Genomic DNA, 25,214 nt, shown 5'->3' on the forward strand with positions numbered 1-25,214 from the left:
CCGGGGGGATCTTCTAGGATTGCGCTATGGAGACCGACACAGCAGCCCATCGCAAGCGCGCACTGCGCGCCGAGCTGCGCGAGCGCCGGCAGAACCTCACGAGCACCGAACGGCAGGCCGCGGCCGCCGGAATCACCCGGAACTTGGTCGACCTGACGACGGACCTCTCCGCCCGCTCCGTGGCCTGCTACCTGTCGACGACGATCGAGCCGGACACCCGCCCGTACGTCAACTGGGCCGTCGCCCAGGGGCTGCGCGTGCTGCTCCCGGTCTCCCGCGAAGACGGCCTCCTCGACTGGACCACCGGCGACGGCGAGACCGAGACCGAGGGGCTCTTCGGGATGCCGGAGGCCGTCGGCGAGCTGCTCGGGCCGATCGCGATCAACGACGTCGACCTCATCCTCGTACCGGCCGCCGCCGTCGACGCGAGCGGGATGCGCATGGGCTGGGGCCGCGGGTATTTCGACAAGACCCTCGGCAGCATGGAAAAATGTCCCCCGGTGTACGCCGTCGTGTTCGACGGCGAGCTCGTGGACGAGGTCCCGCGCGAGCGGCACGATCAGCCGGTCGACGGCGCGGTCACCCCCACCCGCATCGTCCAGTTCACCTGACCCACCGAGCCACACGGAAGACCATGCCGACCTACTCCTACTCGTGCCGCGACTGCGGCCACGCCTTCGACATCCACCAGGCGTTCACCGACGACGCGCTCACGGTCTGCCCCAACTGCGGCGGCACGCTGCGCAAGGTGTTCGGGGCGGTCGGCGTGACCTTCAACGGGTCCGGGTTCTACCGGACGGACTCGCGCGGCGGGGCGAAGACGGCGAGCGGGGGATCATCGCCGGGGTCGTCCTCGTCGTCGTCCGGGTCGTCCTCTTCTGGCTCCTCGTCGTCGGGCTCGTCCTCGTCCGGGTCGTCGTCGGGATCCTCCTCGTCCGGGTCGTCCTCGTCCGGGTCGTCCTCGTCGGGTTCGTCTTCGTCATCGAGTTCGTCGGGCTCCGCCGCCTGACCCACGTACCAGCACCACCAGTTCCATCCATCGAGCGAAAGGACCGGTCTTGCTCAAAGGCTTCAGAGAGTTCATCCTCCGCGGGAACGTGATCGACCTGGCAGTCGCCGTTGTCATCGGCGCCGCGTTCACGGCTGTGGTGACCTCGATCGTCACCAACGTCTTCAACCCGCTGATCAGCGCCTTCTTCAAGGCGAGCACGCTCGACGACGCGATGGTCGTCACCCTCAACGGCTCGCACATCAAGTTCGGCGCAGTGCTCGGCTCGATCGTCAGCTTCCTGATCGTCGCCGTCGTCGTCTACTTCGTGTTCGTCTTCCCGATCAACAAGCTCAAAGAGCGGATGGACCGCCTCCGCAAGAAGGGCGTGGTGGAGCCGGACGCCCCGATCACCGAGCTGGACTTGCTCAGCGAGATCCGCGACCTCCTGCAGGCGCAGCAGTCCCCGCCTGCGGCGAACGCCGGAAGGCACGCCGACCCGCTGCCGTAAGGCTGCGCAGACTCAGTAGTGCGGCGGCACGTCCCGCCGCAGCTGCTCGTCGTTGGAGGACCACGACTTCTCCTCGCGGTCGCGCTCCGGGACGTGTGGCGTAGGGTCGGCGCCCGGCGCACCCTCGCGCCGCACGCGGCGCGAGCGGCGTGACGGGCGTTCGGGGTCGGGCTTCTGACTCACCCCTTCAGCGTACCCGCCCCCCATTCACCGATTCCGCACGAATGCGGCGAATCGCCCCTCGGGCGATTCGGCACGAATATCGCGAATGGTGGCCCCAGAGGCGACATTCGGCACGAATGTCGGCGCCCTAGAGCTGCGGGAGGGTGATGGGAGCCGTCTCGGTGCTCGCCTCGTCGTTGACGCCGATGAGGCGGGCGATGCGGGACGCGACCGTGTCCGGGTCGGCGAACAGCTCGAAGCTGTGCACCCGGAGGTAGTGCCAGCCCAGGCGGCGGAGCACATCGGGCCGCAGGCGCAGCGACTCGCGGAGGCTGCCGCGGTTCACGTCGTCGTCCGTCTCGACCACGACCGCGCGGCCCACGTTCGACGCCACCAGGGTGAGCTTGCCGCGGTAGCCGATCTGCACATCCAGGCCGCGGCGTGCCAGGCGCTTGGCGAGGTCCACCACCATCGGGTCGGCGTCCGGGCTCAGGTACTCGGGCACGGCGGCCTGGAGCTGGTCGGCCTCCCCCAGCACCTGGGCGAGCGCGGCGATGCCGTGGCGCATCCGGGACTCGTCGATGTCGTCGGGGCGGAAGCAGGAGACGATGTCCATGCCGCGGCGCGCGCGGGTCATGCCCACAGCGAGCAGGCGGTCGCCACCCGGCTCCGCGAGGGCCCCGAAGTTGGAGAGCAGGCGGCCGTGCGGGGTGCGGCCGTAGCCGATCGAGAACACCACGCGGTCGCGGCTCTGGCCGACGGACTGCTCCAGCGTGACGACGGAGAACGGCTCCGCCCGGTCGCCCAGGATGAAGTCGGCCAGCTCGGTGCGCTTGGCGAACGCCGACAGCACCGCCTGGTTGACGCGGACCGCGTGCCGTTCGCTCGCCGTGATGACCATGAGGGACTCGCGCGGCCGGTCGGTCGCGTGCCGCAGCACGAGCTCGACGACCTTCGCCACCTCGGCGTCGGTGCTCTCCACCGCTCCGGTGTCGGTGTCGGGCATGCCCTGGCCGCCGGTGACGTAGTGGAGGGCGAGGCTGCCGTGCCCGAGGTAGGTGCCGGCCCACGGCAGGGAGTCGATGTTGCCGCCGTAGAAGCGACGGTTGACCAGCTCGGCCAGGTCTTCGCCGCCCGCACGGTAGCTGCGGGCCAGCGTGTAGACGGGCAGCAGCTCGGAGAGCCGGGAGAGCGCGGAGTCGGCGTGCAGGGAGTCCACGTCCGTAGCCTCCACCGTCGTGCCGTACTCGTGCACGCCCACGTCGAAGCGGGACGGGGTCTGGGTCACCGGGTCGCCGAACGCGACCACCTGGCGGGCCCGGCGCAGCACGGGGACGTTCTCGGCGAGGCTGGAGGCGCCGGCGTCGATGAGCACGACGGTGTCGAACGCGACCTCCGCGTCGATGCTGGAGACCTCGTAGGGCGAGACCAGCCAGACCGGCGCCAGCGGGCGCGCGAGGTGCGGGGCCGCGGCGTTGAGCGTCGCGGCCGTCGGCGCGCTCGTGGTGAGCAGCTTCTTGAGGGCCTTGGCCTCCTCCGGCCAGTCCACGATGCCGATCTTCCAGGTCTCGGCGAGCATCCAGGCGAGCTGCTTGCCGGTGGCGGAGGCGTGGGCCTCGTCCACCAGGCGGAAGTCGGCCTCCAGCCGGTCGAGCACGCTCGTGTTGCCGCTGAGGAGGGCGCGGTCGGAGGCCAGCAGCGCCTCCAGCACCGACTGCCACCAGGCCAGCTCCAGCTCGGCGCTCACCTGCGACTCGGGCACGTGACGGACGGACAGGTCGGACAGCAGCGGGTCCAGCCCGCGCTCGCGGAGCTGCCCGAGCAGCGCGGTGCGCTCCTGCAGGTTGGCGAGCACCTCGGACTCGGCGGCGAGGCCGGCGACCTGGCGGGTCAGCTCCTCGACAGGGAGAGCCGCGAGCGACTGCGGGGTCCCGACGCGACGCAGCGGGATGTCGAGCCGGGCGAGGTCTTCGGCGACGCGCTGGTAGGCCACCTGCACGTCGGCGATGCCCACCGGCACCTCCGGCACGACGCCGGCGACGGCGAAGCGGTTCCAGAGGATGCGCTGCTGCTGGATGCGGCGCAGGGCCTCGTTGAGGTCGGTGACGTGCACGCCGGGCCGCACGTACTCCAGGGCGAGCTTGCGCAACCGGCGGCGGTTCGCGCCCGACATGGCCGGCGACTCGCGGCGCGAGGAGGTCGCGGCGATCAGCTCGGCGATCGAGCGGTCGAACACCGCCGGGGTGAAGCGGTCGAGCGTCTCCCGGACGTCGAGCAGCAGGCGCAGGTAGACGCCGAGCTCGGCGATCGACTCGAACGGCCGCATCCTGGTCTGCCCGATCAGGGCCTTGGCGCGGTCCAGGAGGCGCGGCAGCTCGGCGCGGCTGAGCTTCTTGGCGAGGTCGTGGGCGGACTTGCCCTCCTCTGTGGTGCCGAAGGAGGCGCCGTACCAGGGCGAGTCGTTGGGGCCGTAGCGGAACTCGCCGAGGCGAGCGGCACGGATCAGTGCGTCCGCCGCGGCGTCGCGCCCGGAGGCGAGCGCCTCGATGGAGGCCGGGCTGAGGCGCGCGGTCGTGGACGGCGGCGCAGGCAGCAGCGCGAGACGCGACAGCTCGCGCAGCGCGTCGAGCACCGAGACGTGCAGGACCGGGTCGCGACGGGCGAGCGACGCCCGGTAGTCCAGCAGCACCTTGCGGAGGCGGACGAGCGCGTCGTCCACGTCGGTGACGCGCGGCTGCTCGGCCTTCTCGTTGCGGCCGATCGCCTGGATCAGGTCGCGGCGCAGGCTGCGCGGTGTGACGGCGACGCCGGGCAGGCCGACCTTCGCGAACCGCTGCCCGATGTCCTCCAGACTGGAGCGCCGGGGGCCGACGACCAGGACGCGCTTGTGCTGGGCGACCAGCGCACCGACGGCGTTCACGACCGTCTGGGTGCCGCCGGTGCCGGGGAGGGTCTTCACGACGAGCGAGTTGCCCGCGGCGATCTGGGCGACCACGTTCTCCTGCGCCTCGTCGGCGTCGAGCAGGAGGGAGTCGGTCGCCGGCGGCCGCTCGTCCTGTCGGACGGCCTGAGCCGGGCTGAAGGCGCTCTCGATCGTGGTGCGCGCGGTCGGGTTGCCGGCCAGCGCGTTGAGGAGCGTGGTGTCCAGATCGTCCGCCTCCGCGCGCAACGCCGGCGCGACGTCCACGAAGGACGACACCACCAGGCGGGGCTGGACGTTGAACCAGGGCAGGTGCGAGGTCAGGCCGCGCAGGCGGTCGATCACCGGCTGCGGCTTGAAGGCGCCGTTGTCGAGGGCGAGCGCCACGAACGCGCTCGCGTCGAGGGTGATCTGGAATTGCTCGGCCAGCGCGCGCGACAGCTCGGGGTTGAGGAACGGCTGACCCTTGAGCTTCAGCTCGAAGTCCCGGCCATAGCGGCGGATCGCCATCGGGCGCAGCAGGATCGGCGCCAGGAACTCGTCCGTGCCGTGCCGCCACTGGGCGAGCCCGATCGCGAGATGTACGGATTCGATTCCGCGCACCGAGCGCAGCTCGATCCCCTTCGCCGTGATCGCGTTCGCGGCCGCCCGCGCGGTGCGCAGAGCGAGCTCGTCGCGGATCAGGCTGGAGAGCAGCGTGCTCTGCCCGGTGATGAACTGCGGGAGGCCGCCCGGATGCGTCGTGCTCAGCTCGATGCGCGTGCGCGGGCTGTCCTCGAAGTGCAACAGCGGGGAGTCGCCGCCGATCGCCGCGATCTCCTCGCGCCAGCGCGCCCACACCGGCTCGGCGATGTTGCCGGCCACGAGACCGGCCTCGCCGAGGCTGAGCGTGTGCGGCGAGGTGGTGTTGGCGGCCGGGCGCAGGGCGTCGCCCTCCAGCACGTCGGACGTCATGTCGTCGTCGTCCTCGCTCTTCCTATCCAGTCGCCACACACCGACACCCTACGTGCCGATCCGCGAAACGTCTGGCAATCGGCCGGGTTTCGCGCCAAGTCGCCGCGTCGGGCGGGCGTCAGGACGGCGTCGACCGGGAGGCGGCAGGCTCCGGCACGGCCTCCCGGGTCGCGCGGCGGCCGCCGAGGAACACCAGCGCGATCACACCGCAGAGGAGATAGAGGGAGGCCTGCACGTCGAGCACGTGCACGGCGCCGACCGAAGCCGCGACGAGCCCGGCCACCAGGAGGCCGACGCCCTGGGCCGCGCCCGAGATCGTCCTCACCGCCGCGATCACCCGGCCGAGGGCCGCACGCGGCGTGACCGTCTGCACGAGGGTGATCTCGCCCGTCTCGGTCGCGACCGCGGGCAGGCCCATCGCAATGAACAGCCCCGCGTAGACCCAGACGGCCGTGGTGACGGGCGCCAGGTTCCAGGTCAGCAGGGAGAGCGCGCCGAACACCAGGTAGCCGACGCCGATCAGCGCGCGCGGCGCGACGCGGCGGACGAGCAGGCCGGCGACGAGGCCGCCGAGCACGCCGCCGATCGCCTGGACGCCGCGCAGGATGCCGACCTCGGTGTCCCCGGCGTGCAGGTTCTCGGTGACGTAGACGATGAAGAGGACGAGGAAGACGCCCTGCGCGAGGCTGCCGATCACGGCGATGACCGCGACGGTCGCGAGCTCGCGGCTGCGGACGATGGTGGCGATGCCCTCCACCCACTCCCGCAGCAGGCGGCGCTCGACGGCGGGCGCGGACTCCTCCCCCGGCTCCGGCACGCGGGGCGGCAGCGGGCGGGTGAAGGCGACGAGCAGGGCGGTCACGACGAACGACACCGCGTCCACGATCACGACGCCGGGCAGGCCGGACACCGCGAACGCGAGACCGCCGAGCGGCGAGCCGACCAGCCGGGCGAGGTTGTCGCTGATCGCGAGAAGCGCGTTGCCTCGGCCGAGCTCGTCCGGCTTGAGCAGCCGCGGCACCATCGACTGGCGGGCCGGGTTCATGACGGCGCCGAGGCAGGCCTCCACCGCCGCGACCGCGTACACGATGCCCATCCGGTCCGGGCCGGCGGCGAGCAGCGGCAGCAGCGCGAGCCCCTGGAGGAGCGCAGTGACGATCATGGTGCGCCGCGGGTCCCAGCGGTCGACCAGCACGCCGAGGAAGGTGCCGGCCAGCAGCATCGGGATGAGCTCGGCGAGGAACACGGTCGAGGCGCCGAGCGCCGAGCCGGTCGCGGAGAACGCGAACAGCGGGAGGGCGATCATGAGCAGCCAGTCGCCGGTGTCGGAGACGAGGCCGGCCGACCAGATCAGGGCGTAGTCGCGGCGGAGCAGCGGAGAGCGGGTCATGATGCGCCGCCCTCGTCGGACGCGAGCGGCTCATCCGGGTGCCGGAAGGCGTTGAGGCCCAGCACGACCACGGAGCTGTCGTCCGGGGCCTCCGAGCGGGTGAGCGCGATGTACGGGCGGATGAGCGCGTCCAGCCGCTCCCCCAGCTCGCGGAGCTCCTCCGGCGCGATCCGCAGAGCGTAGCCGGAGAGGATGCTCGCCTCCCGCCACTCGGGAGGCACGCTGTCGCGCTGCGCGATCGAACGGTGCAGCCGGGCGGCGTCCTCGTCGATCTGGTGGTCGGCGAAGAACCGCTCGACGGTGTCGACGCCGAACTGCATTGCCGGGTCCTCTGTGCGGCCGAGCGTGAGCCCGGTGGCCGTGGACTGCCAGGGCCGCTCGCGGCCGTCCTCGGCCTCCACCCGCTCCACGAGGCCGAACTTGGCCAGGGCGCGCAGGTGGTAGCTGCAGTTGGAGGGCGTGGAGCCGACCGCGTCGGCGCACTCGCTCGCGGTGCTCGCGCCGAACGACATCAGATGGTCGAGCAGCGCGAGGCGGAGCGGGTGCGCGAGCGCCCGGAGCGCCCGCGGGTCGGTGACCGTGCGGCGATCCTCCGGGCGACCTCCCGATATGAAAGACATGTTTCAGATTGTGCGCCCTGCTCTCTTTCACGTCAAGTCGGTCGGAGGGGAATGATCCCGACCGGGGGCTGTTGTTCACAGAGATGAACGAAATCACCCGGGCAAGCGTCGGCTTCCGCTCCGAGCGCGGACCGATCCTGATCGCACTCATGCTGACGACCGGACTGGTCGCCATCGACGCGACCATCCTCGCCACCGCCGTCCCCTCGATCGTCCGCGACCTGGGCGGCTTCGCGCAGTTCCCGTGGCTGTTCTCCATCTACCTGCTGGCGCAGGCGGTCTCGGTTCCGGTCTACGCCAAGCTGTCCGACACGGTCGGGCGCAAGCCGATCGTCCTGGCGGGCATCGGCCTGTTCTTCCTGGGCTCCGTTCTCTGCGGCTTCGCCTGGAGCATGCCGGCGCTCATCGCATTCCGCGCCCTGCAGGGGCTCGGCGCCGGCGCCATCCAGCCGATGTCGATGACGATCGCCGGCGACATCTACACGGTGGCGGAGCGCGCAAAGACCCAGGGCTACCTCGCGAGCGTGTGGGCGATCTCCTCCGTCGTCGGGCCGACCCTCGGCGGGCTGTTCTCCCAGTTCCTGTCGTGGCGGTGGATCTTCTTCGTCAACGTGCCGCTCTGCATCCTGGCGGCGTGGATGCTGATCCGCAGCTTCCACGAGAGCATCGAGCCCAAGAAGCACCGGATCGACTACGCGGGCTCCGTGCTGCTGACCGCCGGGATGTCGCTGATCATCCTCGCGGTGCTGGAGGGCGGTCAGGCCTGGGCGTGGGACTCGGTCTGGAGCATCGGCGCGTTCGCGCTCGGCGCCCTCCTGCTGGTCGCTTTCGCCTTCGTCGAGCATCGCGCGGCCGAGCCGGTCATGCCGCTCTGGGTGTTCTCGCGCCGGCTGCTGGTGACGACGACGCTGATCTCGCTCGGCATCGGCGCCATCCTGATCGGCCTCACCTCGTATGTGCCGACCTACCTGGAGGCGACGGTCGGCGCGCCCCCGCTGGTCGCCGGCCTCGCGGTCGCAGCGTTGACGCTCGGCTGGCCGATCGCGGCGAGCATCTCCGGACGGTTCTACCTGCGGATCGGCTTCCGCAGCACCGCCCTGCTCGGCACCAGCATCGCGATCCTCGGGACGATCATCCTTGCGGCGACGAGCGTGCACCCGAGCGTGCTCTTCGTGGCGCTGAGCTGCTTCGTCGTCGGGCTCGGGATGGGCCTCGTCGCGACACCGACGCTGATCGCGGCGCAGTCGAGCGTCGCCTGGAGCGAGCGCGGCGTGGTCACCGGGACCAACATGTTCGCGCGGTCGATCGGCAGCGCCGTCGGCGTGGCGGTCTTCGGCGCGATCGCGAACGCGATCATCCTCTCCAGCACGGGCGGGGCGCACTCGCCCACGGCCGTGCAGGGCGCGTCGACCGCGGTGTTCACGGCGGTGGCCGTCGTCGCGGCGCTGACCATCGTGGCGGGCGTCGCCATGCCGCGCTCGCGCGTGGAGGACGTGGAGTTCCGCGGCGCCGCCGCTCCCGCCGAGTAGCCGCCCACCCGCCATCGAGGGGACGCAACACGCCGTTCCGCCACGCCGCGGACGGCGTGTTGCGTCCCCTCGTCGTCGTGGTGGACACCGCCGCCGCGTGATAACGTGTGGTCGGACCACATGTGGTCCGACCACACGCGACGACGAGGGAGGCGGGATGACGACGGAGCCGAAGGCGTGGGAGAGCGTGCTCGCCCGCATCGAGGAGCGCCTGGTCGACGGCCGGCTGCGCCCCGGTGACCACCTGCCTCCCGAGCGCGCCCTCGCGGCCGAGTTCGGGGTCGCGCGCTCCAGCGTCCGCGAGGCCATCCGGGTACTGGAGGCCATGGGCCTGATCCGCACCCAGACCGGCTCCGGGCCGAGCTCCGGCGCGATCATCGTCGCGCGGCCGCTCGGCGGGATGCAGGCGCTGATGCGCCTCCAGGTCGCCGCGAGCGGGTTCCCGGTCGCCGATGTGGTCAGCACGCGACTGCTGCTGGAGTCGTCGGTCGCGGGCGAGCTCGCCGAACGCGGGTCCGCCGACCTGGCGGACGCCCGCCAGCTCCTCGACGCGATGGACGACCCCGCCCTCACCGCGCAGGAGTTCCTGGCGCTCGACGCGCAGTTCCACCTCGCGCTCGCGGAGGCGGCGGGCAACACCGTCGTCGCCACGATGATGGCCGGCCTCCGCAGCTCCATCGAGGGCTACGTGCTCGCCGGCGCCGAGCGCATCCCGGACTGGGAGGTCATGGCCGCCCGGCTCCGCGCGGAGCACCGCGGCGTGATCGACGCCATCGACGCCGGCGACCCGGCGGCGGCGCGCACCCGCGTCCACGACCACATCAGCGGCTACTACCGCGACGCCTCCCCCGCACACCCCCTGTCCCCGTCCACCGACGCACGTTAGGCACACGAACATGGTCACCCGCCAACTCCCCAACCCCGCCGAGCTGTTCGAGCTCCTGTCGTTCAAGAAGCCGGAGCTCGACGCGAAGAAGCGCCGGCTGAACGCCGCGCTCACGATCGAGGACCTGCGCACGATCGCGAAGCGCCGCACGCCGAAGGCCGCCTTCGACTACACCGAGGGCGCCGCCGAAGGCGAGCTGTCGCTGGCCCGCGCGCGCCAGGCGTTCCAGGACATCGAGTTCCACCCGTCGATCCTGCGCGACGTGTCGACGGTCGACACCTCGTGCGAGATCTGGGGCGGCACGTCCGCGATGCCGTTCGGGATCGCGCCCACGGGCTTCACCCGCCTCATGCAGACCGAGGGCGAGATCGCAGGAGCGGGAGCCGCCGGCGCCGCGGGCATCCCGTTCACGCTGTCGACGCTCGGCACGACCTCCATCGAGGGCGTGAAGGCCGCCAACCCGACCGGGCGCAACTGGTTCCAGCTCTACGTGATGCGGGACCGGGAGATCTCCTACGAGCTGGTGCGGCGCGCCGCCGCGAACGGCTTCGACACCCTGTTCTTCACGGTCGACACCCCGGTCGCCGGTGCGCGGCTGCGCGACAAGCGGAACGGCTTCTCCATCCCGCCGCAGCTCACCCTCGGCACCATCGTCAACGCCATCCCGCGGCCGTGGTGGTGGTACGACTTCCTCACCACGCCCAAGCTGGAGTTCGCGTCGCTGTCCTCCACCGGCGGCACCGTCGGCGAGCTGCTGGACGCGGCGATGGATCCGTCGATCAGCTTCGCGGACCTCGACATCATCCGGAGCATGTGGCCGGGCAAGATCGTCGTCAAGGGCGTGCAGAACGTCGAGGACTCGCAGAAGCTCGTCGACCTCGGCGTCGACGGCATCGTGCTCTCCAACCACGGCGGCCGCCAGCTCGACCGGGCGCCCATCCCCTTCCACCTGCTGCCGAAGGTCGTGGAGGCCGTCGGCGACCGCACCGAGGTCGCCATCGACACCGGCATCATGAACGGCGCCGACATCGTCGCCGCCTACGCGCTCGGGGCCAAGTTCACCCTGATCGGCCGCGCCTACCTGTACGGGCTGATGGCGGGCGGCCGCGCGGGCGTCGACCGCACCATCCAGATCCTCAGCGACCAGGTCGTCCGCACGATGAAGCTGCTGGAGGTGCCGGCCCTCGCCGACCTCACGCCGGCGCACGTGACGCAGCTGCAGCGGTTGGTACCCGTCGCGTCGGCCGGCGCGAGGGCCCGAATCTGACCCGAACTCCAGCGGGTGCTCGGCGCATCCAAAGCTTTTGCCAATACGCTTGCTTCTCGGATACCGTCCCCCTTTCTCGAATGGAATGACCTGCATGGCTGCTACGGGCAGAGGCGCCTCGACCCCGACGAAGAACGATCGCCGAGCCGAGGCACGCGAGACCGCTCGCCGGATGCGCGAGGAGGCCGCCAAGAAGGCCAAGCGCCGCAAGATCGTCGTCCAGAGCTCGGTGATCGTCGGTGTGATCGCGGTGCTCACGGTCATCGGCCTCATCATCTTCACCAGCGTCGGCGGGACCACCAGCGTCGCCAACCCGAAGAACATGCTCAGCGGCGGCCTCCTGCTCACCGCGTCCGACAAGGCGGTCACGACCCCGGCGATCGCGCCGGGCGCCAAGCCCACGCCGACGAAGCAGACGCTGGACGGCAAGACCGCGCACATCCAGATCTGGCTCGACTACCAGTGCCCGTTCTGCGACCAGTTCGAGACCACCAACGCACCGCAGATGAAGCAGTGGATGGCGGACGGCGCGGCGACGCTCGAGATCCACCCGGTCGCGATCCTCGACTCCAGCACGAACAACCAGTACTCGACCCGAGCAGCGGCGGCGATGTCGTGCGTGGCGAACTACGAGCCGGACAAGTACTTCGACCTCAACAGCGCGCTGTACGCCAACCAGCCGGACGAGCAGACCGGCTCCGGCCTCACCAACGCGAAGATGCTGTCGCTGTTCAAGAGCGGGGGCGTCAGCTCCACTGCGGTCACGGACTGCGTGAACAAGCAGACGTTCGCGAAGTTCGTCACCGACCGCACGAACGAGGCGGTGGCGAACTCCCAGCTCAAGAACCCGACGTCGGGAGGCTTCGGCACCCCGACCGTGTTCGTGAACGGCGAGCGCTACCAGGGCGGCTTCACCGACGCGTCCCAGTTCGCCGCCTTCGTCGCGGCGGCGGTCAAGGACGCCGGATCCAGCGGCACGTACAGCTTCCCGAAGTAAGCGCCTCCGTCCCCTCTCCCCTCTCCTGCTGCGCCCGCCCGCGGGTGTACGTTCGGCCCGAACAGGCCGGACCGCAGGAGAGGGGACGAGGATGGACGACCGCATTCCGGAGGACGGCGCGGACGACCCGGAGATCGGCGACTCCGACGCCGGCGACACGGCCGGCTGGGTGGACCCCGGCGACGGCGAGGTCGACTACGCACTGGACGACCCGATCGCGGAGGCCGACTTCGCCGACGAGCTGGTGACGAACGACGGCGTGGCCGGCGAGACGGTCTGGGACGGCCCGGGCGACGGCAACGACGGGCCGACCGGCGGGCAGTCCCGGGAGGCCGAGCCCTACTACGACGAGCACGATCCGGAGGGGAACCCGGAGGACGGGGTGCTCACGCAGGACGACCTGGACGAGGAAGGGATCTAGCGGGGCACAGCCTCCACCACCCCGTTCGCGCTGCGCTCCAGGAACGCGACGATGTCCCCCGACGGGATGTCCGTCCCGATCGCGCTGGACACCAGCACGTCCTCCGCGAACGCGATCCACGAGCGGAGGCCGATCCGCAGCAGCGGAGTGTCCGTCGCGCCGAGTTCGAGGAACACGGCGAGGATGCGGTCGGCCTGCTCCGCCCTGGCCTCCTCGATCACGACGCGCACCTCCTCGTCGCCGCTCGCGACTCCGCGGACCAGTGAGTAGAACGTGCCGCTGTGCTCGCGCACGAATGCGACGATGCGGGTCAGGGTGTCGTGGAGGCGCTCGCGCGGCGGAAGCTCGGGGACGGGCTCCGTGGCGTGCAGCATGCTGTCGCGCGCGGTGCGGACGACCTCCCGGTGCAGCCCGTGTTTCGAGCCGAAATAGTGGAAGAGAAGGGCGCGGGACACCCCTGCCTGCGCTGACAGCTCCTCGATGGTGAGGGAGTCCAGCGGCTGGTCGGCGAGGTGCGCGACGCCGAGCGCGACGAGCTGGGCACGGCGCTCGTCCGGGGTGAGCCGGGTGCGCCGATCGGTGTCCATACGTCGAGCCTAGTTGCCGGAACGGTCTTTCCGTCCTCCATTCGGCCGACTATTGACAACCGGTCAATAGCGTCTACTCTCGTCGTGGGAACGACCGCACCGCCGCTGTCAAGCCCCCGAACAGGAGGATCGATGAAGTTCCGCAAGCTCGCCGGCTCCCACGCCGGACGCATCGTGCTCGCCGCCGTGCCCGTCGCACTGGTCTCCACCGTGCTGATGGCCGGCGTCGCTCAGGGGGCCGTCCCGGTCTCGTTCGCCGTCTCCGGCAGCCAGTTCCAGATCAGCGCGTCGAAGCTCGACGGCACCGGCTTCTCGCAGTACGCCGGCGTCGCCCCCGACACCGCGGGCAAGCAGCACCAGGTCGCGATCGCCAACATCAAGTCGGCCACGCTCGCCGACCTGTGCCAGTCGGTCGTCTCCGACACGCCGCTCGGCAAGGTCGGCATCCTGATCACGGCGGGCGGCGGAGGCAACCCGGCCAGCGCCTCCGACCTCCAGATCGGCATGACCGACCTCGCGGGCGACGCCCAGTTCCACAACATCCGCATCGGCGTCGACGCCTCGACGGTCAACACGGCCGCCAAGGGCAGCGCGGGCGACTTCGCCCAGGACGCCGACACGGTGACCATCGCCAACCTGAAGCAGACCGCGTGGAGCACGCAGGCCTCGGTCTTCACGCTCACCGGCATGCACGTGCAGCTCACGGACGGATCGAAGGGATGCTTCTGAGCCGCCAGGGGACGAGGCCCGCGATGATCGAGCCGGAGGTGGGGATGCCCGACCCGAGCACCTGGCAGCGGTTCCGCGCCTGGCGCCGCGAGCGCCCCTTCGTCGGCGGACTGCTGACCGCGCTCGGCGGCATCGAGATGTTCTTCTCCGGACAGCTCGACATCGGCCGCATCCACGTCCAGCTCGGCATCGAGGGGCTGCAGGCGACGATCATCCCCATCCTGCTCGTGCTGCTCGGCATCCTGGTCGTGGCGATGCCCGCGCACCGGATCTTCTACGGCGTGATCGCGCTCGCCATCGCGGTGTACTCGCTCGTCGGCGTCAACCTCGGCGGCTTCTTCATCGGGATGCTGCTGAGCACCGTCGGCGGCGTGCTCACGGTGGCGTGGATGCCGCTGGAGCAGCGCGGCGAACGACGGTCGCGTGGCCGTCGCCGCCGTCGCGAGAGCACGCTCACCGGCGACGACGCGGCGGAGGAGATCGCGTGAAGGCCCGCAGAGGACCCGCCGGCGTCGCACTGGCGGCCGGGCTCGCGCTGGCCGGCGCGCTGACCGGGCTCGGCGCGACCCCGGTGCCGGCCTCGCGCACCGCCGCGCCGGCCTCCCTCTGCCTCCCGATCTTCGCCTCGTGCGACCCGTCGTCCCCGACGCCGTCGCCCTCGCCGTCATCCGGCACCCCCTCCCCCGGGCTGCCGCTGCCCGGCCTCCCGAGCGCGCCCGGCGCCCCGGTGACCGGCACCGCGACGCCGACCCCCGCGCCGACGCCCGCCTCCCCGGACGGCGCAGCCCCCGTCTTCACCCAGCCGCCCGCGCAGCTCGGCAGCAACTCGCTGTCGTTCACCGGGCTCAAGGGCGCCACCGTCGTGACGGTCGCGATGGCGGACGGCAGCCGCATCCCGGTGATCAAGATCTCGGCGGACTCCATCACGATCCAGGGGTTCAGCCTCAATGTCCGCAAGCAGACCGGGCCGGTGCTGCTCACGACCGCGGACACGATGACGCTGAGCGGGAACGTCCAGGTCTACCTCGACTCGGCGACCGCCACCCTCCCGGACGGCACGCCGCTCACCCTCGGCGCGTCGACGCCGCCGCCGAACAGCGGCCTGCCGCCCCAGCTGCTGCGGGTCACGCTCGGCCTCGTCGGCGCCACCGCGGACTCGATCGTCTACACGAACACGAAGCAGCACCTCTCCGAGTAGCCCCTCGCCTCGAGGAGACGCAACACGCCGCTGTCCGCGCTGGGCAGCGGCGTGTTGCGTCCCCTGGTTCGCGGAGAAGCGGCTCGCGGAGGGGCGGCTCGCGGTCAGCGGGCCTTGCGGAGGCGGCGGCGCTCGCGCCGGCTGAGGGCGGCCAGCGCCTCCGCCTCGGCGCGCCGGGTCGCCTCGGCCTCGCGGAGGCGCGCGTCGCGGCGCTCGGTCCAGCGCGCGACCTCCTCGTCGGCGTCGCGCGTCGGCGTGACGACGGGAGGACCGCCCTGGAGCTGCCGCCGGGCGTTCACCACCCGGCGGTTGAAGTCGGCCACGTGCTCGCGCACCGCCCGCTCGGAGGCGAGCCGGTCGAGCCTGGCGTCGAACTCGGCGTGCTCGGTGCGCAGCGTGAGGGCGGGAGGGCCGAGGCCGGTGAGCTGCTCGCGCTCGATCTTGCGGCGGATCCACCAGTCCGGGTCGTGGGTGCCGGTGAGCCCGGGCAGCGGCTTGCCCGCACCGGGGAGGTCGTCGAAGTCGCCGCGCCGGATCGCCTGCTGGATCGCGTTCTCGATCACGTGCGCGCGCTGATCCATGGTCGGCTGGCCGGCGTTGGCCTCCTCGACCTCCTCGCCGCGGGCCACTGCGTCGCGGCGCAGGCGGTAGCGCGCGGCATCGACCTGAGCGTCGGGCCGGGAGTGAGGACTTTCGTCGGCCATACTGCCAGCCTACGACGGCACCCCGCACGCCTTCCAGCGGCGCCGGGCCAGAGGCTGTCGGCGGATGGGAATAGCGTCGTGGCATGGAGCCGTTCCGGATCGCTGTGCCCGACGATGTCCTGTCCGACCTCGACCGCCGCCTGCGAGCGACAATCCTGCCCGGGAGGACGCCGGGGCAGGACTGGTCCAACGGCATCCCGCCCGAGGTCCTGGGCGGCCTGCTGGAGCGGTGGCGCGACGGGTACCACTGGCGGGAGGCCGAGCGGCGGCTGAACCGCTTCGAGCAGGTCGTCGTGCCGATCGACGGCTGCGACGTCCACGCCGTCGTCGCACGCGGCCGGCACCCCGGCCGCCTCCCTGTCGTGGTCACGCACGGCTGGCCGTACTCGTTCGCCTCCATGCTGCCGCTGGTCGACGCGCTCGACGGCGACCTGGACGTCGTGGTGCCCTCGCTGCCGGGCTACGGATTCTCCGGAGTCCTCCCGTCCGGCTACTCCTCGGCCGCCGTCGCCGACCGGTGGGACGCGCTCATGACGACCCACCTCGGCTACGAGCGCTACCTGACCTACGGAGAGGACGTCGGCGCGGGCGTCAGCGACTGGCTCGCCGGCGCGCACCCCGCGGTCGCGGGCATCGTGGCCAGCCACGCGTCGTTCTCCGGGCGCAGCCGGCCGGGCGTGGAACTCGACGACGCCGAGCGGGCCTTCCTCGCGTCGGTCGCGACCCCTGCCGAGTCCGGGTACGCGCACCAGATGGGCACTAGGCCGGACACGCTCGCGGCCGCGCTGATCGACTCCCCCAGCGGCCTGCTGGCGTGGATCGCCGAGAAGGTCGCGGCCTGGAGCGACGGCGACGGCCTCTCAGCGTTCGAGCCGGACGACGTCCTCACGAACGTGATGGTCTACTGGGTCACCCGCTCGATCGGGACCAGCTTCCGGCCCTACTGCGAGTCGCCGGACGACGACGACCTCCACCCGGTCGTGCAGGCGCCGGCGAGCATCCTCGTCCAGACCCACGAGTCCGGGTACCCGCGCTCACTGGCCGAGAAGAGCTACGCCGACATCCGCTCGTTTTCCAGGCTGACGCAGGGCGGTCACTTCACGGCATGGGAGAACCCCGCTGCAGTGGCGGAGGCGATCCTGGCACTGGAGGCCGAGGTCCGGTGAAATCCGCGCCGCAACCCGGTTGACAACCGGTAGGGCACGCATAATGTGTGCACTAAGCAACCGGATGGCAGGCCGAACCGTAAGGGGACGGGCGGCTGTACTGCGTTCCCGGTGGGCGATGGCCCGGCCTGTGGCAGGCCGGGCCATCTCCCGGCTTCCCGCTCAACGGGAAGCCGGATATCTCAGTCTGACCGCTGTCAGAGCGGGCGGATGTTGGAGGCCTGCATCCCCTTCGGCCCCTGGGTCAGGTCGTACTCGACCTTCTGGTTCTCCTCCAGCGTGCGGTAGCCCTGCGAGGCGATCTCGCTGAAGTGGGCGAAGACGTCGGCACTGCCGTCATCCGGGGCGATGAACCCGAACCCCTTCTCTGCGTTGAACCATTTGACGGTGCCTGTAGCCATCGTTTTCTTCCTTCGTCGTCTTCTCCGAGCGCTCGATCGAGCGCACGGCATTGCCAGGCTACTCTCCGCGGGCTTGTTAGCATTCATCGCGTGCACTCGGAAAGTAACGCGATCGCCGACCGGATCGGCGAGAACATCCGCGGACGTCGGGAACGGCTGCTCTTCACGCTGGAAGAGCTGGCCCGGCGCGCCGAGCTCCAGGAGCACACGCTCTGGCGGATCGAGCGGGGCACGATCATGCCCACCGTGCTGAATCTCGTGCACCTGGCCGACGTGCTGGAGTGCCGGCCGGGCGAGTTGCTGCACGGGGTGTCGGCGACGATGGACGAGGCCTCCTGAGTCCTGTCGACCGGGTGTAGCCGCGCTCAGTCGTAGCCGAGGATGACGACGTCGGCGTCGCTGCGGAAGCCGCCGCCGAGTCCGCCGATCCCGAGCGCGCCGCCGAGCCCGAGGGGTGCACCGGTGTGCGTTCCCTCTGCGGGGTGAACCCGGGTCCGGTCTTCGTCGACGATGGCGCTCATGTCAAGGATGGTAGGCCCGCAGCCGTAACGTCAGAATCGACACCGCGTCCAATGTCCGGGCGCGGATCGACACCGCGTCCATCCACTCGCGGCTTCTCCCTCGCCAACCTGGAGACCTCCGGGACCTGGGACGACATCAACCGTTCCCCCAGAATTTCCCGACATTCCCGATTGCCCCCTTCCTGGGGGTGGTCCGCTCGTGCCAGAATCACGGAACCCGCCGCCGGTCGGCGGTGCACCAAGGCCCGAACACGCTGACAACGACGCCACGAAGGAGAGCCTTATGACGGACATCATCGCCCCCGCCGCGGTGCGCGCCGCCCTGGACCACGCGGTCGCCGCAGCCGGGGAACGGCATCGCTACGCGTTCCCGGCCGACGGGCTGGTCCGGTTCACCTGGGACGCCGAGGGGACCGAGCGCGGCGACCTGATCGGCGAAGCGCTGCGCGAGCTGGCGCCCGACGTCTACGAGCACCTCGCCACCGTCGAGACGGACGACCCCGGCCAGCCGATCGAGTCGGTGCTCGACCTGGCCGAGCACGGACTGGCCGTCCCGCTCGCCACGGTGGCGGCGCTGGACGAGGCGCGCGCGATCGAGGACGCCGGGGGCACCTGGGGGGAGGCGCTCGCGTGCTTCCACGAGAGCTACTTCGACTCGGAGGCGCTGGCGGGCTGAGGGCGCGAGCCTACGGCCGCGACGTTCCTCGCGTCGCGCTCAGGCGCGCGACTCCCTGGAGGCACGGCGGAGCGTGGTGAAGCAGCCGAGCACGGCGAACAGCAGGGCCAGCAGCACCGAGGGCAGGTAGGACTGCCACATGTCTCCGTTGGTGAACAGGTTGTCCCAGAACAGGCCCCACACCCGGCCATCGGTGAGGGCGTCGCCGAGCGGGATCTTCAGGGCGGCGACGAGGTCGGTGAAGATTCCGGCGAGCAGCGACAGCGCGACGGTCACAGCGACGATCGCGATGATGCCCCAGAACGCTCCGCGGGTGACCCGCGCCTTCGACCCGACGCGGTAGAGCCAGACGGTTCCGATCGCGACACCCCACGTGACGATCGAGGCGATGAAGCCGATGTTCCAGAGGACGGTCCAGACGATGACGCCGGCCGGGATGATGAGCAGCGCGAGCGCGATGCCGCGACCGACGCGCTCGGACTGGCTGAAGGGCTGGTGTGCAGGCGCGGACGCGGCGAATGGATCGGACACAGCGAAGGGATCCGACGCCGCGAACGGAGCCGACGAGGCGAAGGGATCGGATGCCGCGAAGGACGCGCCCTCGACGGGAGCCGGCACGGACGGCTGGGCGCCCTCCGGAGCAGGCTGGACTCGGTCGTCGGTCGCGTCGGTCACGCTGGTTCCCCCTTCGCGCGCCACCGTGGCGCGCGCTGGACAGCCTGGCACAGCGGTCCCGCGGAAATCGATCGCGCGGCGGCCCCCAGTTCGGGGTGCGGCGCCCGTCACATCGTCGGCCGCATCCCCCCGTCGATCACTACGTCCGACCCGGTCAGGTTGCCGAGGACCGGGCTCGCGAGCATCGCCACCAGGGCGCCGACCTCCTCCGGCGTCGTGAATCGGCCGGTGACCATCGCCTGCTCTGCGCCGTGCCGCACCTCCTCCGGGGTGCCGCCGCCGGCCGCTGACACCGTCTGGGCGACGCCGCCCGCGCCCAGCCAGAGTGCGGTGGCGACCGGACCCGGACTGACCGAGTTCACGCGGATCCCGCGCGGCCCGAGCTCCTTCGAGAGCGACTTCGTGAAGCTCAGCAGCGCCGCCTTGGCCGCGCTGTAGTCCATCACCAGCGGGTCGGCGAGGATCGCGTTCTCGCTGACCACGTTGACGATCGCCCCGCCGTCGGGGATCAGATCGAGCAGCGCGCGGGTGACGCGCACCGCGGCGAGCGCGTTCAGCTCGTAGGTGCGCAGCCAGTCGTCGTCCGTGATGGAGGCGAAACCGCCGGGACGCGGCGGCGCGGAGCCGACGTTGTTGACCAGGACGTCGACCCGACCGCCGTCGCCGGCCAGCTCGTCGCGGAACCGCGCGATCCCGTCCGGGTCGGAGAGGTCGGCGGGGTGGAAGCGGAAGCCTGCGGAGGCCTCCAGCGCCCGCGACTCGTCGGTCGGGGTGCGCGCGACGCCGATCACGGTGGCGCCCTCGTCGAGGAGGGCGCGGGCGGCGGCCAGGCCGATGCCGCGGCTGGCGCCGGTGACGACGGCGAGGGTGTCGGTCAGTCGGAGGTCCACGCGCGAAACCTAATGCCTCCGCGCCGTTGACGTCCAGGGCCGATCGCGGCCGTCACTCGGGGCCGAACCACCTGCGCAGCGCCTCCGCGAGTCCGTCCTGGCCGTCGCCGATCCAGGCGACGTAGCCGTCCGGTCGCAGCAGCAGTGCGGGCTCGCCGATCGGGAGGTCCGCGTCCGCCACCAGGCCGACCCGGTCGCCCCAGCCCGCTGCGGTCAGCCGTCCCGTCCGGTCGAGCAGGAGTCCCCGGCCGTCGCGCAGCCGTTCGTAGAGCCGGCCGTCCGGCAGCGGGAGGTCGCGGAGCCGCCGGCCGAGGAGGTCCGGCCCGTCGCCGAGGTCGTAGCGGATGCCGAGGCCACTGACCTGCTCGGCGAGGTATCGGCCGACTCCGTCGACCTCCATCAGCTCGGTGAGCAGCCTCCGCACGGCCTGCGGCCCCGGCTCGGGGTCGATGAGCACGCTCTGGGCGCGCGTCAGACTGAGCACCTGCTCCGCCACCGGTCGCCGTTCGCTCTCGTAGCTGTCCAGGAGGCCGTCCGGCGCGCGGCCGGTGGCCTCCGCCGCGAGCTTCCAGCCGAGGTTGAACGCGTCCTGGATGCCGAGGTTCAGTCCCTGCCCGCCGAGCGGCGGGTGCACGTGCGCGGCGTCCCCGGCGAGCAGGACACGACCGTCCCGGTAGCGGTCCGCGAGCCGGGTGGCGTCGGTGAACCGCGACAGCGCCCGCGGCGAGTGCGCGCCGAAGTCTGTGCCCGCGTACGCGCGGAGCTGCGCCCGGAACTCGTCGAGCGTCGGCGGCACCGTGCGGTCCTCGGCGACGGAGGCCGCGGGCACGACCGCACGGAACAGCCCGTCCGCCGCCGGGCCGATGCCGAACCCCCTGTGCGTCTTCCGGACCTCCTCCGAGATCGCCGCCACCTCCTCCGCGGGCGTGGTGACCTCCACCTCCCCGAGCAGCCACTCGGTGCGGGCCGCCTCGCCGGGGAAGTCGACGCCGAGCAGGCGGCGCACCAGGCTGCGGCCGCCGTCGCAGCCCACCAGCCAGCGCGACCGCAGCCGCTCGCCGCTCGCGAGTTCGACCGTGACGCCGTCCTCGTCCTGCTCGAGGCCGACGACCTCTGCCCCGCGGCGCACCTGCGCGCCCAGCTCGACGGCGTGCTCCTCCAGCAGCCGGTCGGTGACGGTCTGCGGGATGCCGAGGAGGTAGGCGTGCGCGCTGTCCAACTCGACGGGCCGCGGCGGAACGATCCCGGCGAATCGCCCGACCCCGTCGGGATAGCGCCGGCCCAGCGCCACGAAGCGCTCCAGCAGGCCGCGCGTGTCGAGGATCTCGACGCTGCGCGGGTGAAGCCCGAGCGACCGGACGAGCGGGCTGCGCACCTCGTCCCGCTCCAGGACCACGACGTCCACGCCGCGCAGCCGCAGCTCGGCGGCGAGCATCACGCCGGTCGGGCCGCCGCCGGCGATGGCGACGTCATGGGTGTTCGGCTCCGTCTGCGAACTCACGCACCGACTCTACTGTCCGGCCGCGGCGCGGCTCAGGGCGTGCAGCTCACCCTCGACAAACCCTCACGTTCTACTCCCCTCGCCGGGCCGCCCGGCGTTACCCTGGCCCGCGAAGGCCCCGGCCAGAAGGGGCCGGGGAGGGCCAGCGATGGCCAGCAGAAGAATTCTCGCCGCATTCGGGGTGTCCGCGGCCGTCGCCCTCGTCGCGTTCGGAGCACCGCAGAGCGTCGAGGGGATCGTGCCGGGACAGCCCAGCATCCAGTTCACGGCGGCGGGCGACTACACCTCGAGCGCGAACGCCCAGTCCGTGCTCTCCGGGATCAAGTCTCTCAATCCCGACCTGCACCTCGCCGTCGGGGACCTGTCCTATGCGGCCGTCGGGCAGGAGCAGGCGTGGTGCGATTTCGTCACCCAGACCGTCGGAGCCGGGTTCCCGTTCGAGCTGGTGTCCGGCAACCACGAGAGCAGCGGGCAGAACGGGAACATCAACGACTTCTCCGCCTGCCTGCCCAACCAGCTCCCCGGCGCGGTCGGGACCTACGGGCGGCAGTACTACGTCGACGTGCCCCAGGGCTCGCCGCTGATCCGGTTCGTCATGATCTCGCCCGGACTGCCGTTCTCCGACGGCACCTGGACCTACGCCGCCGGGACGGACCACTACAACTGGACCTCCGCCGCGATCGACGGCGCCCGCGCAGCCGGCATCCCCTGGGTGGTCGTCGGCATGCACAAGCCGTGCCTCTCGATGGGCCAGTACACCTGCGAGGCGGGCCCCGACATCATGAACCTGCTGGTCTCCAAGCGGGTCGACCTCGTGCTGACCGGGCACGAGCACCTCTACCAGCGCACCAAGCAGCTCGCGACGGGAGCCACCTGTCCGACGATCACCCCCGGCACGTACACCCCGGCGTGTGTGGCCAACCCGGGCAACACGCTCGTCAAGGGCGCGGGAACGGTCTTCGCCACGGTCGGGACCGGCGGCAACAACAATTACGACATCAATCCCGCGGACACCGAGGCGGGCTACTTCGCCTCCACCTACGGCAACTCGGCGGCGCCGCTCTACGGGCTGATGGACGTCACGGCGACCGCGACCCAGCTCAACGCCTCGTACGTGCGCACGGCGGGCGCGAACTTCAGCGACCAGTTCACGATCGGACCGCCGACCGGGGGCGGCAATCAGCCTCCCAACGCGGTCATCTCCTCGTCGTGCACCAACCTCACGTGCGCGTTCGACGGGACCGGCTCGAATGACCCGGACGGGATGGTGACCTCGTTCGCGTGGGACTTCGGCGACGGAACCACCGGCACCGGCAGCACACCGAGCCACACCTATGCGGCGGCGGGCACCTACCCGGTGCGGCTGACGGTGACGGATGACGGCGGCGCGACGGGGACGGCGACGACCTCGGTCACGGCGACCGCTCCGCCACCTCCCCCGAACGTGCTGGCTGCCGACTCGTTCACCCGCACGGTGTCCGGAGGCTGGGGCACGGCTCCGACCGGCGGCGCCTGGGCGGCATCGGGGCCGCTGTACTCGGTCAACGGCAGCGCGGGCCTGATCCAGCTCGCCGCCGGCTCCGGCGGGACGACCCGGCTGCCCGGCGTCTCGTCGTCCGCGACGGACCTCCGCCTGTCGGTCGCGCTGGACAAGGTCCCGTCGTCCGGCAACGTCTACCTGACCATCCAGGGCAGGCGGATCGCCACGGCCGGCGGCTACACGTCGAAGGTGATCGTCTCCTCCGCGGGCAAGGTCACCATCCAGATCACGCGGGTCGACCAGAACGGCGGGAACGAGGTCGTCGTGCAGTCCTCGGTCGCCGTGGCGGGCCTCACCTACGCGGCAGGGCAGAAGCTCGACATCCGCCTGCAGGTGGTCGGGACCAACCCGACGCTCGTGCAGACGAAGGCCTGGCTCGACGGCACGACGGAGCCCACGGCCTGGCAGCGCTCGGTGACCGACACGACGGCGGCGCTCCAGGCGGCCGGCGGGCTGGCGGTCACCGGGTATCTTTCCGGCGGGGTCGCCAACTCGCCGGTGACCATGTCGGTGGACGATCTGAACGCCGTGACGCCGACGCCGTGACGAAGGCCGCCCGGCCGCGAGCGTGGCCGCCGATCGGTTGATCGGCGGCCACGGGTGCGCCCCTGCCGGTGACCTCAGGCCGCTGCGTCGCCCCAGAACCCGCCGAGCCCCGCGGCGGCGGCCCTCCCCTGGTCGTAGCCCGCCTGTGCGGACGCCGGCCTGCGCGAGAGGTCCATCATGCTGTCGCCGAAGGCGTCGAGCGACGCCTGGTCGGGCATGATCGTCTCGACCAGGCTGCCGCCGGCGCGGAGCTCCTCGACCTGCACCGCGAGCTGCGAGCCCCACTCCAGCGGATGCCGGGTGCGGCCGCCGAACGGCGACAGCACGAGCACGCGCGCATAGCCGGCCGCCAGGTCGGCGTTCTCATTGCGCCGGTAGCCGCCGTCGATGTACTGCTCGCCGCCGAGGGCGTAGGCGAAGCCGCTGGAGCAGCTCGCTGCGACGGCGTCCGCGAGTGCGACGCCGCTGTCCCGGTCGAAGGTCACGCCCTCGCCGGTGCGGGCGTCGACCGCGGTGATGACGACGTTCTGCTCCGGCCAGTCGTGGCTCGGCAGCCGGGAGGCGACGGTCGCGCGCCACTGCGACTGACGCTCGGGGGCGGCGCCGTCGGCGAGCCCGATCGCCCAGGCGCCCATCCGGCGGCGCATGTCGGCGGCGTCGGAGGACTCGGCGATGATGCGGCCGGTGACCTCCATCTGGCTGGAGACGGAGCCGGCGACTCCGCGCGCGACGCCCTCCCCGCCGGGTCGGCCTCCACCGGGTCGGCCTTCCCTGGGTCGGCCTCCTTCCGGGGCACTCGCGCCGGGGCGCGGCGAGGTCGGAGCGGCGAGGATGGCGGCGAACAGCTCGCCGGGCGGCGCGCTCGTGATCTGGGCGGCGGCGGTCGATCCGGCCGACGTGCCGACGATGAGGTCGGCGCGGGTGACGTCCACCCCGCCGTCGAGGAGGCCGGCGACCACGCCGACCTCCCAGGCGTTGCCGGAGGACCCGCCGCCGTGGAGGACGAGCGCGCGGGAAGAAGCAGAAGAAGTGTGTGCGTTCATGGGAGTGCCTTTCGCGAAGATGCCTTCGGGCGCTCCAGCGACGGCTACCGGCGTCGCGCGATCGTGCACTGCAGGGGAGCACCCATTGCGGATACTGCGTTCATGGGTCTCACCTCCTGCGTTCGGATCACGATCGGGAGAACGTTAGCACGACCGCTGCCAGCGGTGTCCGAAAATTCTTCTTGCGTTTTCGTGAGTCTTCGTTTTATGGTGTGCTTTATCGATTGAGCATCCGTTCGGTTCAGCGAATCGCGTGATGCTCAATCGATAAAGCGATCACGAACACACAGTCAGATCATGCTTCATCGTTCAACCGACTGCTTTATCGTTTGAACACCTGCTTCATCGTTTGAGCACCCGGCTCCGACGAGACCAGCGAACGACACGGAGGC

At 71.4% G+C, this 25,214-nt stretch carries 27 protein-coding genes and 1 pseudogene; 15 read left to right on the plus strand and 13 right to left on the minus strand.

The window, feature by feature from the left end; translation table 11 throughout:
* The first annotated feature begins 26 nt into the window (after positions 1 to 26).
* Positions 27 to 611, plus strand: a complete 585-nt coding sequence (locus ABH923_RS05335; RefSeq protein WP_370054328.1) for a 5-formyltetrahydrofolate cyclo-ligase — start codon at positions 27 to 29, stop codon at positions 609 to 611.
* A gap of 23 nt (positions 612 to 634) precedes the next feature.
* Positions 635 to 727: pseudogene (locus ABH923_RS05340) on the plus strand (FmdB family zinc ribbon protein); the annotation flags it as partial.
* A 62-nt stretch (positions 728 to 789) separates the two neighbouring features.
* On the opposite strand, the gene ABH923_RS05345 reads toward ABH923_RS05340, so the two are convergent.
* Positions 790 to 1,014: a hypothetical protein gene (locus tag ABH923_RS05345; RefSeq protein WP_370057410.1), complete on the minus strand. Its 225-nt coding sequence runs from the start codon at positions 1,012 to 1,014 to the stop codon at positions 790 to 792.
* Between the two features lie 44 nt (positions 1,015 to 1,058).
* Between ABH923_RS05345 and mscL the strand changes: the two genes are divergently transcribed.
* On the plus strand, positions 1,059 to 1,499 hold the full coding sequence (gene mscL, locus ABH923_RS05350; RefSeq protein WP_370054329.1) for a large conductance mechanosensitive channel protein MscL: 441 nt from the start codon (positions 1,059 to 1,061) through the stop codon (positions 1,497 to 1,499).
* 12 nt (positions 1,500 to 1,511) lie between these two features.
* Here mscL and ABH923_RS05355 read toward each other — a convergent pair whose 3' ends face one another.
* The 4 genes from ABH923_RS05355 to ABH923_RS05370 all read right to left on the minus strand — a co-directional run bounded on the left by ABH923_RS05355 (position 1,512) and on the right by ABH923_RS05370 (position 7,545).
* Complete coding sequence (locus ABH923_RS05355; protein ID WP_370054330.1) at positions 1,512 to 1,682, minus strand: hypothetical protein; 171 nt, start codon at positions 1,680 to 1,682, stop codon at positions 1,512 to 1,514.
* 127 nt (positions 1,683 to 1,809) lie between these two features.
* Entirely contained in the window at positions 1,810 to 5,574 is a 3,765-nt protein-coding gene (locus tag ABH923_RS05360; RefSeq protein ID WP_370054331.1) for an AAA family ATPase, read from the minus strand.
* A gap of 79 nt (positions 5,575 to 5,653) precedes the next feature.
* A complete protein-coding gene (locus tag ABH923_RS05365) occupies positions 5,654 to 6,925 on the minus strand; it encodes an MFS transporter (RefSeq protein ID WP_370054332.1) in 1,272 nt (423 codons plus the stop codon).
* Positions 6,922 to 7,545 carry an ArsR/SmtB family transcription factor gene (locus ABH923_RS05370; RefSeq protein WP_370054333.1) on the minus strand — a complete coding sequence of 208 codons (624 nt, stop codon included), beginning with the start codon at positions 7,543 to 7,545 and terminating at the stop codon, positions 6,922 to 6,924. Before ABH923_RS05370 ends, ABH923_RS05365 begins: the two co-directional genes overlap by 4 nt.
* Positions 7,546 to 7,628: 83 nt before the next feature.
* Between ABH923_RS05370 and ABH923_RS05375 the strand changes: the two genes are divergently transcribed.
* The 5 genes from ABH923_RS05375 to ABH923_RS05395 all read left to right on the plus strand — a co-directional run bounded on the left by ABH923_RS05375 (position 7,629) and on the right by ABH923_RS05395 (position 12,645).
* Positions 7,629 to 9,074 carry an MDR family MFS transporter gene (locus ABH923_RS05375; protein ID WP_370054334.1) on the plus strand — a complete coding sequence of 482 codons (1,446 nt, stop codon included), beginning with the start codon at positions 7,629 to 7,631 and terminating at the stop codon, positions 9,072 to 9,074.
* 157 nt (positions 9,075 to 9,231) lie between these two features.
* The gene (locus ABH923_RS05380; RefSeq protein WP_370054335.1) at positions 9,232 to 9,960 is read left to right on the plus strand and encodes a FadR/GntR family transcriptional regulator; all 729 of its coding nucleotides are present in this window, start codon (positions 9,232 to 9,234) and stop codon (positions 9,958 to 9,960) included.
* 10 nt (positions 9,961 to 9,970) lie between these two features.
* Positions 9,971 to 11,227, plus strand: a complete 1,257-nt coding sequence (locus ABH923_RS05385) for an alpha-hydroxy-acid oxidizing protein (RefSeq protein WP_370054336.1) — start codon at positions 9,971 to 9,973, stop codon at positions 11,225 to 11,227.
* A 94-nt stretch (positions 11,228 to 11,321) separates the two neighbouring features.
* Complete coding sequence (locus tag ABH923_RS05390; RefSeq protein ID WP_370054337.1) at positions 11,322 to 12,224, plus strand: DsbA family protein; 903 nt, start codon at positions 11,322 to 11,324, stop codon at positions 12,222 to 12,224.
* Positions 12,225 to 12,315: 91 nt separating this feature from the next.
* Positions 12,316 to 12,645, plus strand: coding sequence for a hypothetical protein (locus tag ABH923_RS05395; protein ID WP_370054338.1), 330 nt, complete (start codon positions 12,316 to 12,318; stop codon positions 12,643 to 12,645).
* Here the strand turns inward: ABH923_RS05395 and ABH923_RS05400 are convergent.
* The gene (locus ABH923_RS05400; protein WP_370054339.1) at positions 12,642 to 13,232 is read right to left on the minus strand and encodes a TetR/AcrR family transcriptional regulator; all 591 of its coding nucleotides are present in this window, start codon (positions 13,230 to 13,232) and stop codon (positions 12,642 to 12,644) included. The two genes, ABH923_RS05395 and ABH923_RS05400, sit on opposite strands and share 4 nt — an antisense overlap.
* A 132-nt stretch (positions 13,233 to 13,364) precedes the next feature.
* On the opposite strand from ABH923_RS05400, the gene ABH923_RS05405 reads away from it, so the two are divergent.
* The 3 genes from ABH923_RS05405 to ABH923_RS05415 are packed head-to-tail and all read left to right on the plus strand — an operon-like array spanning position 13,365 to position 15,159.
* Complete coding sequence (locus ABH923_RS05405) at positions 13,365 to 13,961, plus strand: DUF6230 family protein (RefSeq protein ID WP_370054340.1); 597 nt, start codon at positions 13,365 to 13,367, stop codon at positions 13,959 to 13,961.
* A 23-nt stretch (positions 13,962 to 13,984) separates the two neighbouring features.
* Positions 13,985 to 14,449: a DUF6114 domain-containing protein gene (locus ABH923_RS05410; protein WP_370054341.1), complete on the plus strand. Its 465-nt coding sequence runs from the start codon at positions 13,985 to 13,987 to the stop codon at positions 14,447 to 14,449.
* On the plus strand, positions 14,446 to 15,159 hold the full coding sequence (locus ABH923_RS05415) for a hypothetical protein (protein WP_370054342.1): 714 nt from the start codon (positions 14,446 to 14,448) through the stop codon (positions 15,157 to 15,159). Before ABH923_RS05410 ends, ABH923_RS05415 begins: the two co-directional genes overlap by 4 nt.
* Before the next feature lie 104 nt (positions 15,160 to 15,263).
* On the opposite strand, the gene ABH923_RS05420 is transcribed toward ABH923_RS05415, so the two are convergent.
* Positions 15,264 to 15,863, minus strand: a complete 600-nt coding sequence (locus ABH923_RS05420; protein ID WP_370054343.1) for a DUF1992 domain-containing protein — start codon at positions 15,861 to 15,863, stop codon at positions 15,264 to 15,266.
* Positions 15,864 to 15,946: 83 nt separating this feature from the next.
* Between ABH923_RS05420 and ABH923_RS05425 the strand changes: the two genes are divergently transcribed.
* Positions 15,947 to 17,029 carry an epoxide hydrolase family protein gene (locus ABH923_RS05425; RefSeq protein ID WP_370054344.1) on the plus strand — a complete coding sequence of 361 codons (1,083 nt, stop codon included), beginning with the start codon at positions 15,947 to 15,949 and terminating at the stop codon, positions 17,027 to 17,029.
* Between the two features lie 197 nt (positions 17,030 to 17,226).
* Here the strand turns inward: ABH923_RS05425 and ABH923_RS05430 are convergent, their stop codons facing one another.
* The gene (locus ABH923_RS05430; RefSeq protein ID WP_370054345.1) at positions 17,227 to 17,430 is read right to left on the minus strand and encodes a cold-shock protein; all 204 of its coding nucleotides are present in this window, start codon (positions 17,428 to 17,430) and stop codon (positions 17,227 to 17,229) included.
* 90 nt (positions 17,431 to 17,520) lie between these two features.
* Between ABH923_RS05430 and ABH923_RS05435 the strand changes: the two genes are divergently transcribed.
* Positions 17,521 to 17,769 carry a helix-turn-helix domain-containing protein gene (locus ABH923_RS05435; RefSeq protein ID WP_370054346.1) on the plus strand — a complete coding sequence of 83 codons (249 nt, stop codon included), beginning with the start codon at positions 17,521 to 17,523 and terminating at the stop codon, positions 17,767 to 17,769.
* A gap of 26 nt (positions 17,770 to 17,795) precedes the next feature.
* Here the strand turns inward: ABH923_RS05435 and ABH923_RS05440 are convergent, their stop codons facing one another.
* On the minus strand, positions 17,796 to 17,951 hold the full coding sequence (locus ABH923_RS05440) for a hypothetical protein (protein ID WP_370054347.1): 156 nt from the start codon (positions 17,949 to 17,951) through the stop codon (positions 17,796 to 17,798).
* Positions 17,952 to 18,234: 283 nt separating this feature from the next.
* Here ABH923_RS05440 and ABH923_RS05445 point away from each other — a divergent pair, with 283 nt between their 5' ends.
* Positions 18,235 to 18,627: a hypothetical protein gene (locus tag ABH923_RS05445; RefSeq protein WP_370054348.1), complete on the plus strand. Its 393-nt coding sequence runs from the start codon at positions 18,235 to 18,237 to the stop codon at positions 18,625 to 18,627.
* A gap of 39 nt (positions 18,628 to 18,666) precedes the next feature.
* Here the strand turns inward: ABH923_RS05445 and ABH923_RS05450 are convergent, their stop codons facing one another.
* The 3 genes from ABH923_RS05450 to ABH923_RS05460 all read right to left on the minus strand — a co-directional run bounded on the left by ABH923_RS05450 (position 18,667) and on the right by ABH923_RS05460 (position 21,693).
* The gene (locus tag ABH923_RS05450; RefSeq protein ID WP_370054349.1) at positions 18,667 to 19,302 is read right to left on the minus strand and encodes a hypothetical protein; all 636 of its coding nucleotides are present in this window, start codon (positions 19,300 to 19,302) and stop codon (positions 18,667 to 18,669) included.
* Positions 19,303 to 19,409: 107 nt separating this feature from the next.
* Positions 19,410 to 20,192, minus strand: a complete 783-nt coding sequence (locus ABH923_RS05455; protein ID WP_370054350.1) for an SDR family NAD(P)-dependent oxidoreductase — start codon at positions 20,190 to 20,192, stop codon at positions 19,410 to 19,412.
* 52 nt (positions 20,193 to 20,244) lie between these two features.
* Positions 20,245 to 21,693 carry an FAD-dependent monooxygenase gene (locus ABH923_RS05460; RefSeq protein ID WP_370054351.1) on the minus strand — a complete coding sequence of 483 codons (1,449 nt, stop codon included), beginning with the start codon at positions 21,691 to 21,693 and terminating at the stop codon, positions 20,245 to 20,247.
* Positions 21,694 to 21,841: 148 nt separating this feature from the next.
* Between ABH923_RS05460 and ABH923_RS05465 the strand changes: the two genes are divergently transcribed.
* Positions 21,842 to 23,779 carry a PKD domain-containing protein gene (locus ABH923_RS05465; RefSeq protein ID WP_370054352.1) on the plus strand — a complete coding sequence of 646 codons (1,938 nt, stop codon included), beginning with the start codon at positions 21,842 to 21,844 and terminating at the stop codon, positions 23,777 to 23,779.
* 74 nt (positions 23,780 to 23,853) lie between these two features.
* Here ABH923_RS05465 and ABH923_RS05470 read toward each other — a convergent pair whose 3' ends face one another.
* Complete coding sequence (locus tag ABH923_RS05470; RefSeq protein ID WP_370054353.1) at positions 23,854 to 24,822, minus strand: patatin-like phospholipase family protein; 969 nt, start codon at positions 24,820 to 24,822, stop codon at positions 23,854 to 23,856.
* Between the last annotated feature and the right edge of the window lie 392 nt (positions 24,823 to 25,214).

The organism is Leifsonia sp. EB41 (genome assembly GCF_041262565.1).
In the GTDB taxonomy this organism is placed as follows: domain Bacteria; phylum Actinomycetota; class Actinomycetes; order Actinomycetales; family Microbacteriaceae; genus Leifsonia.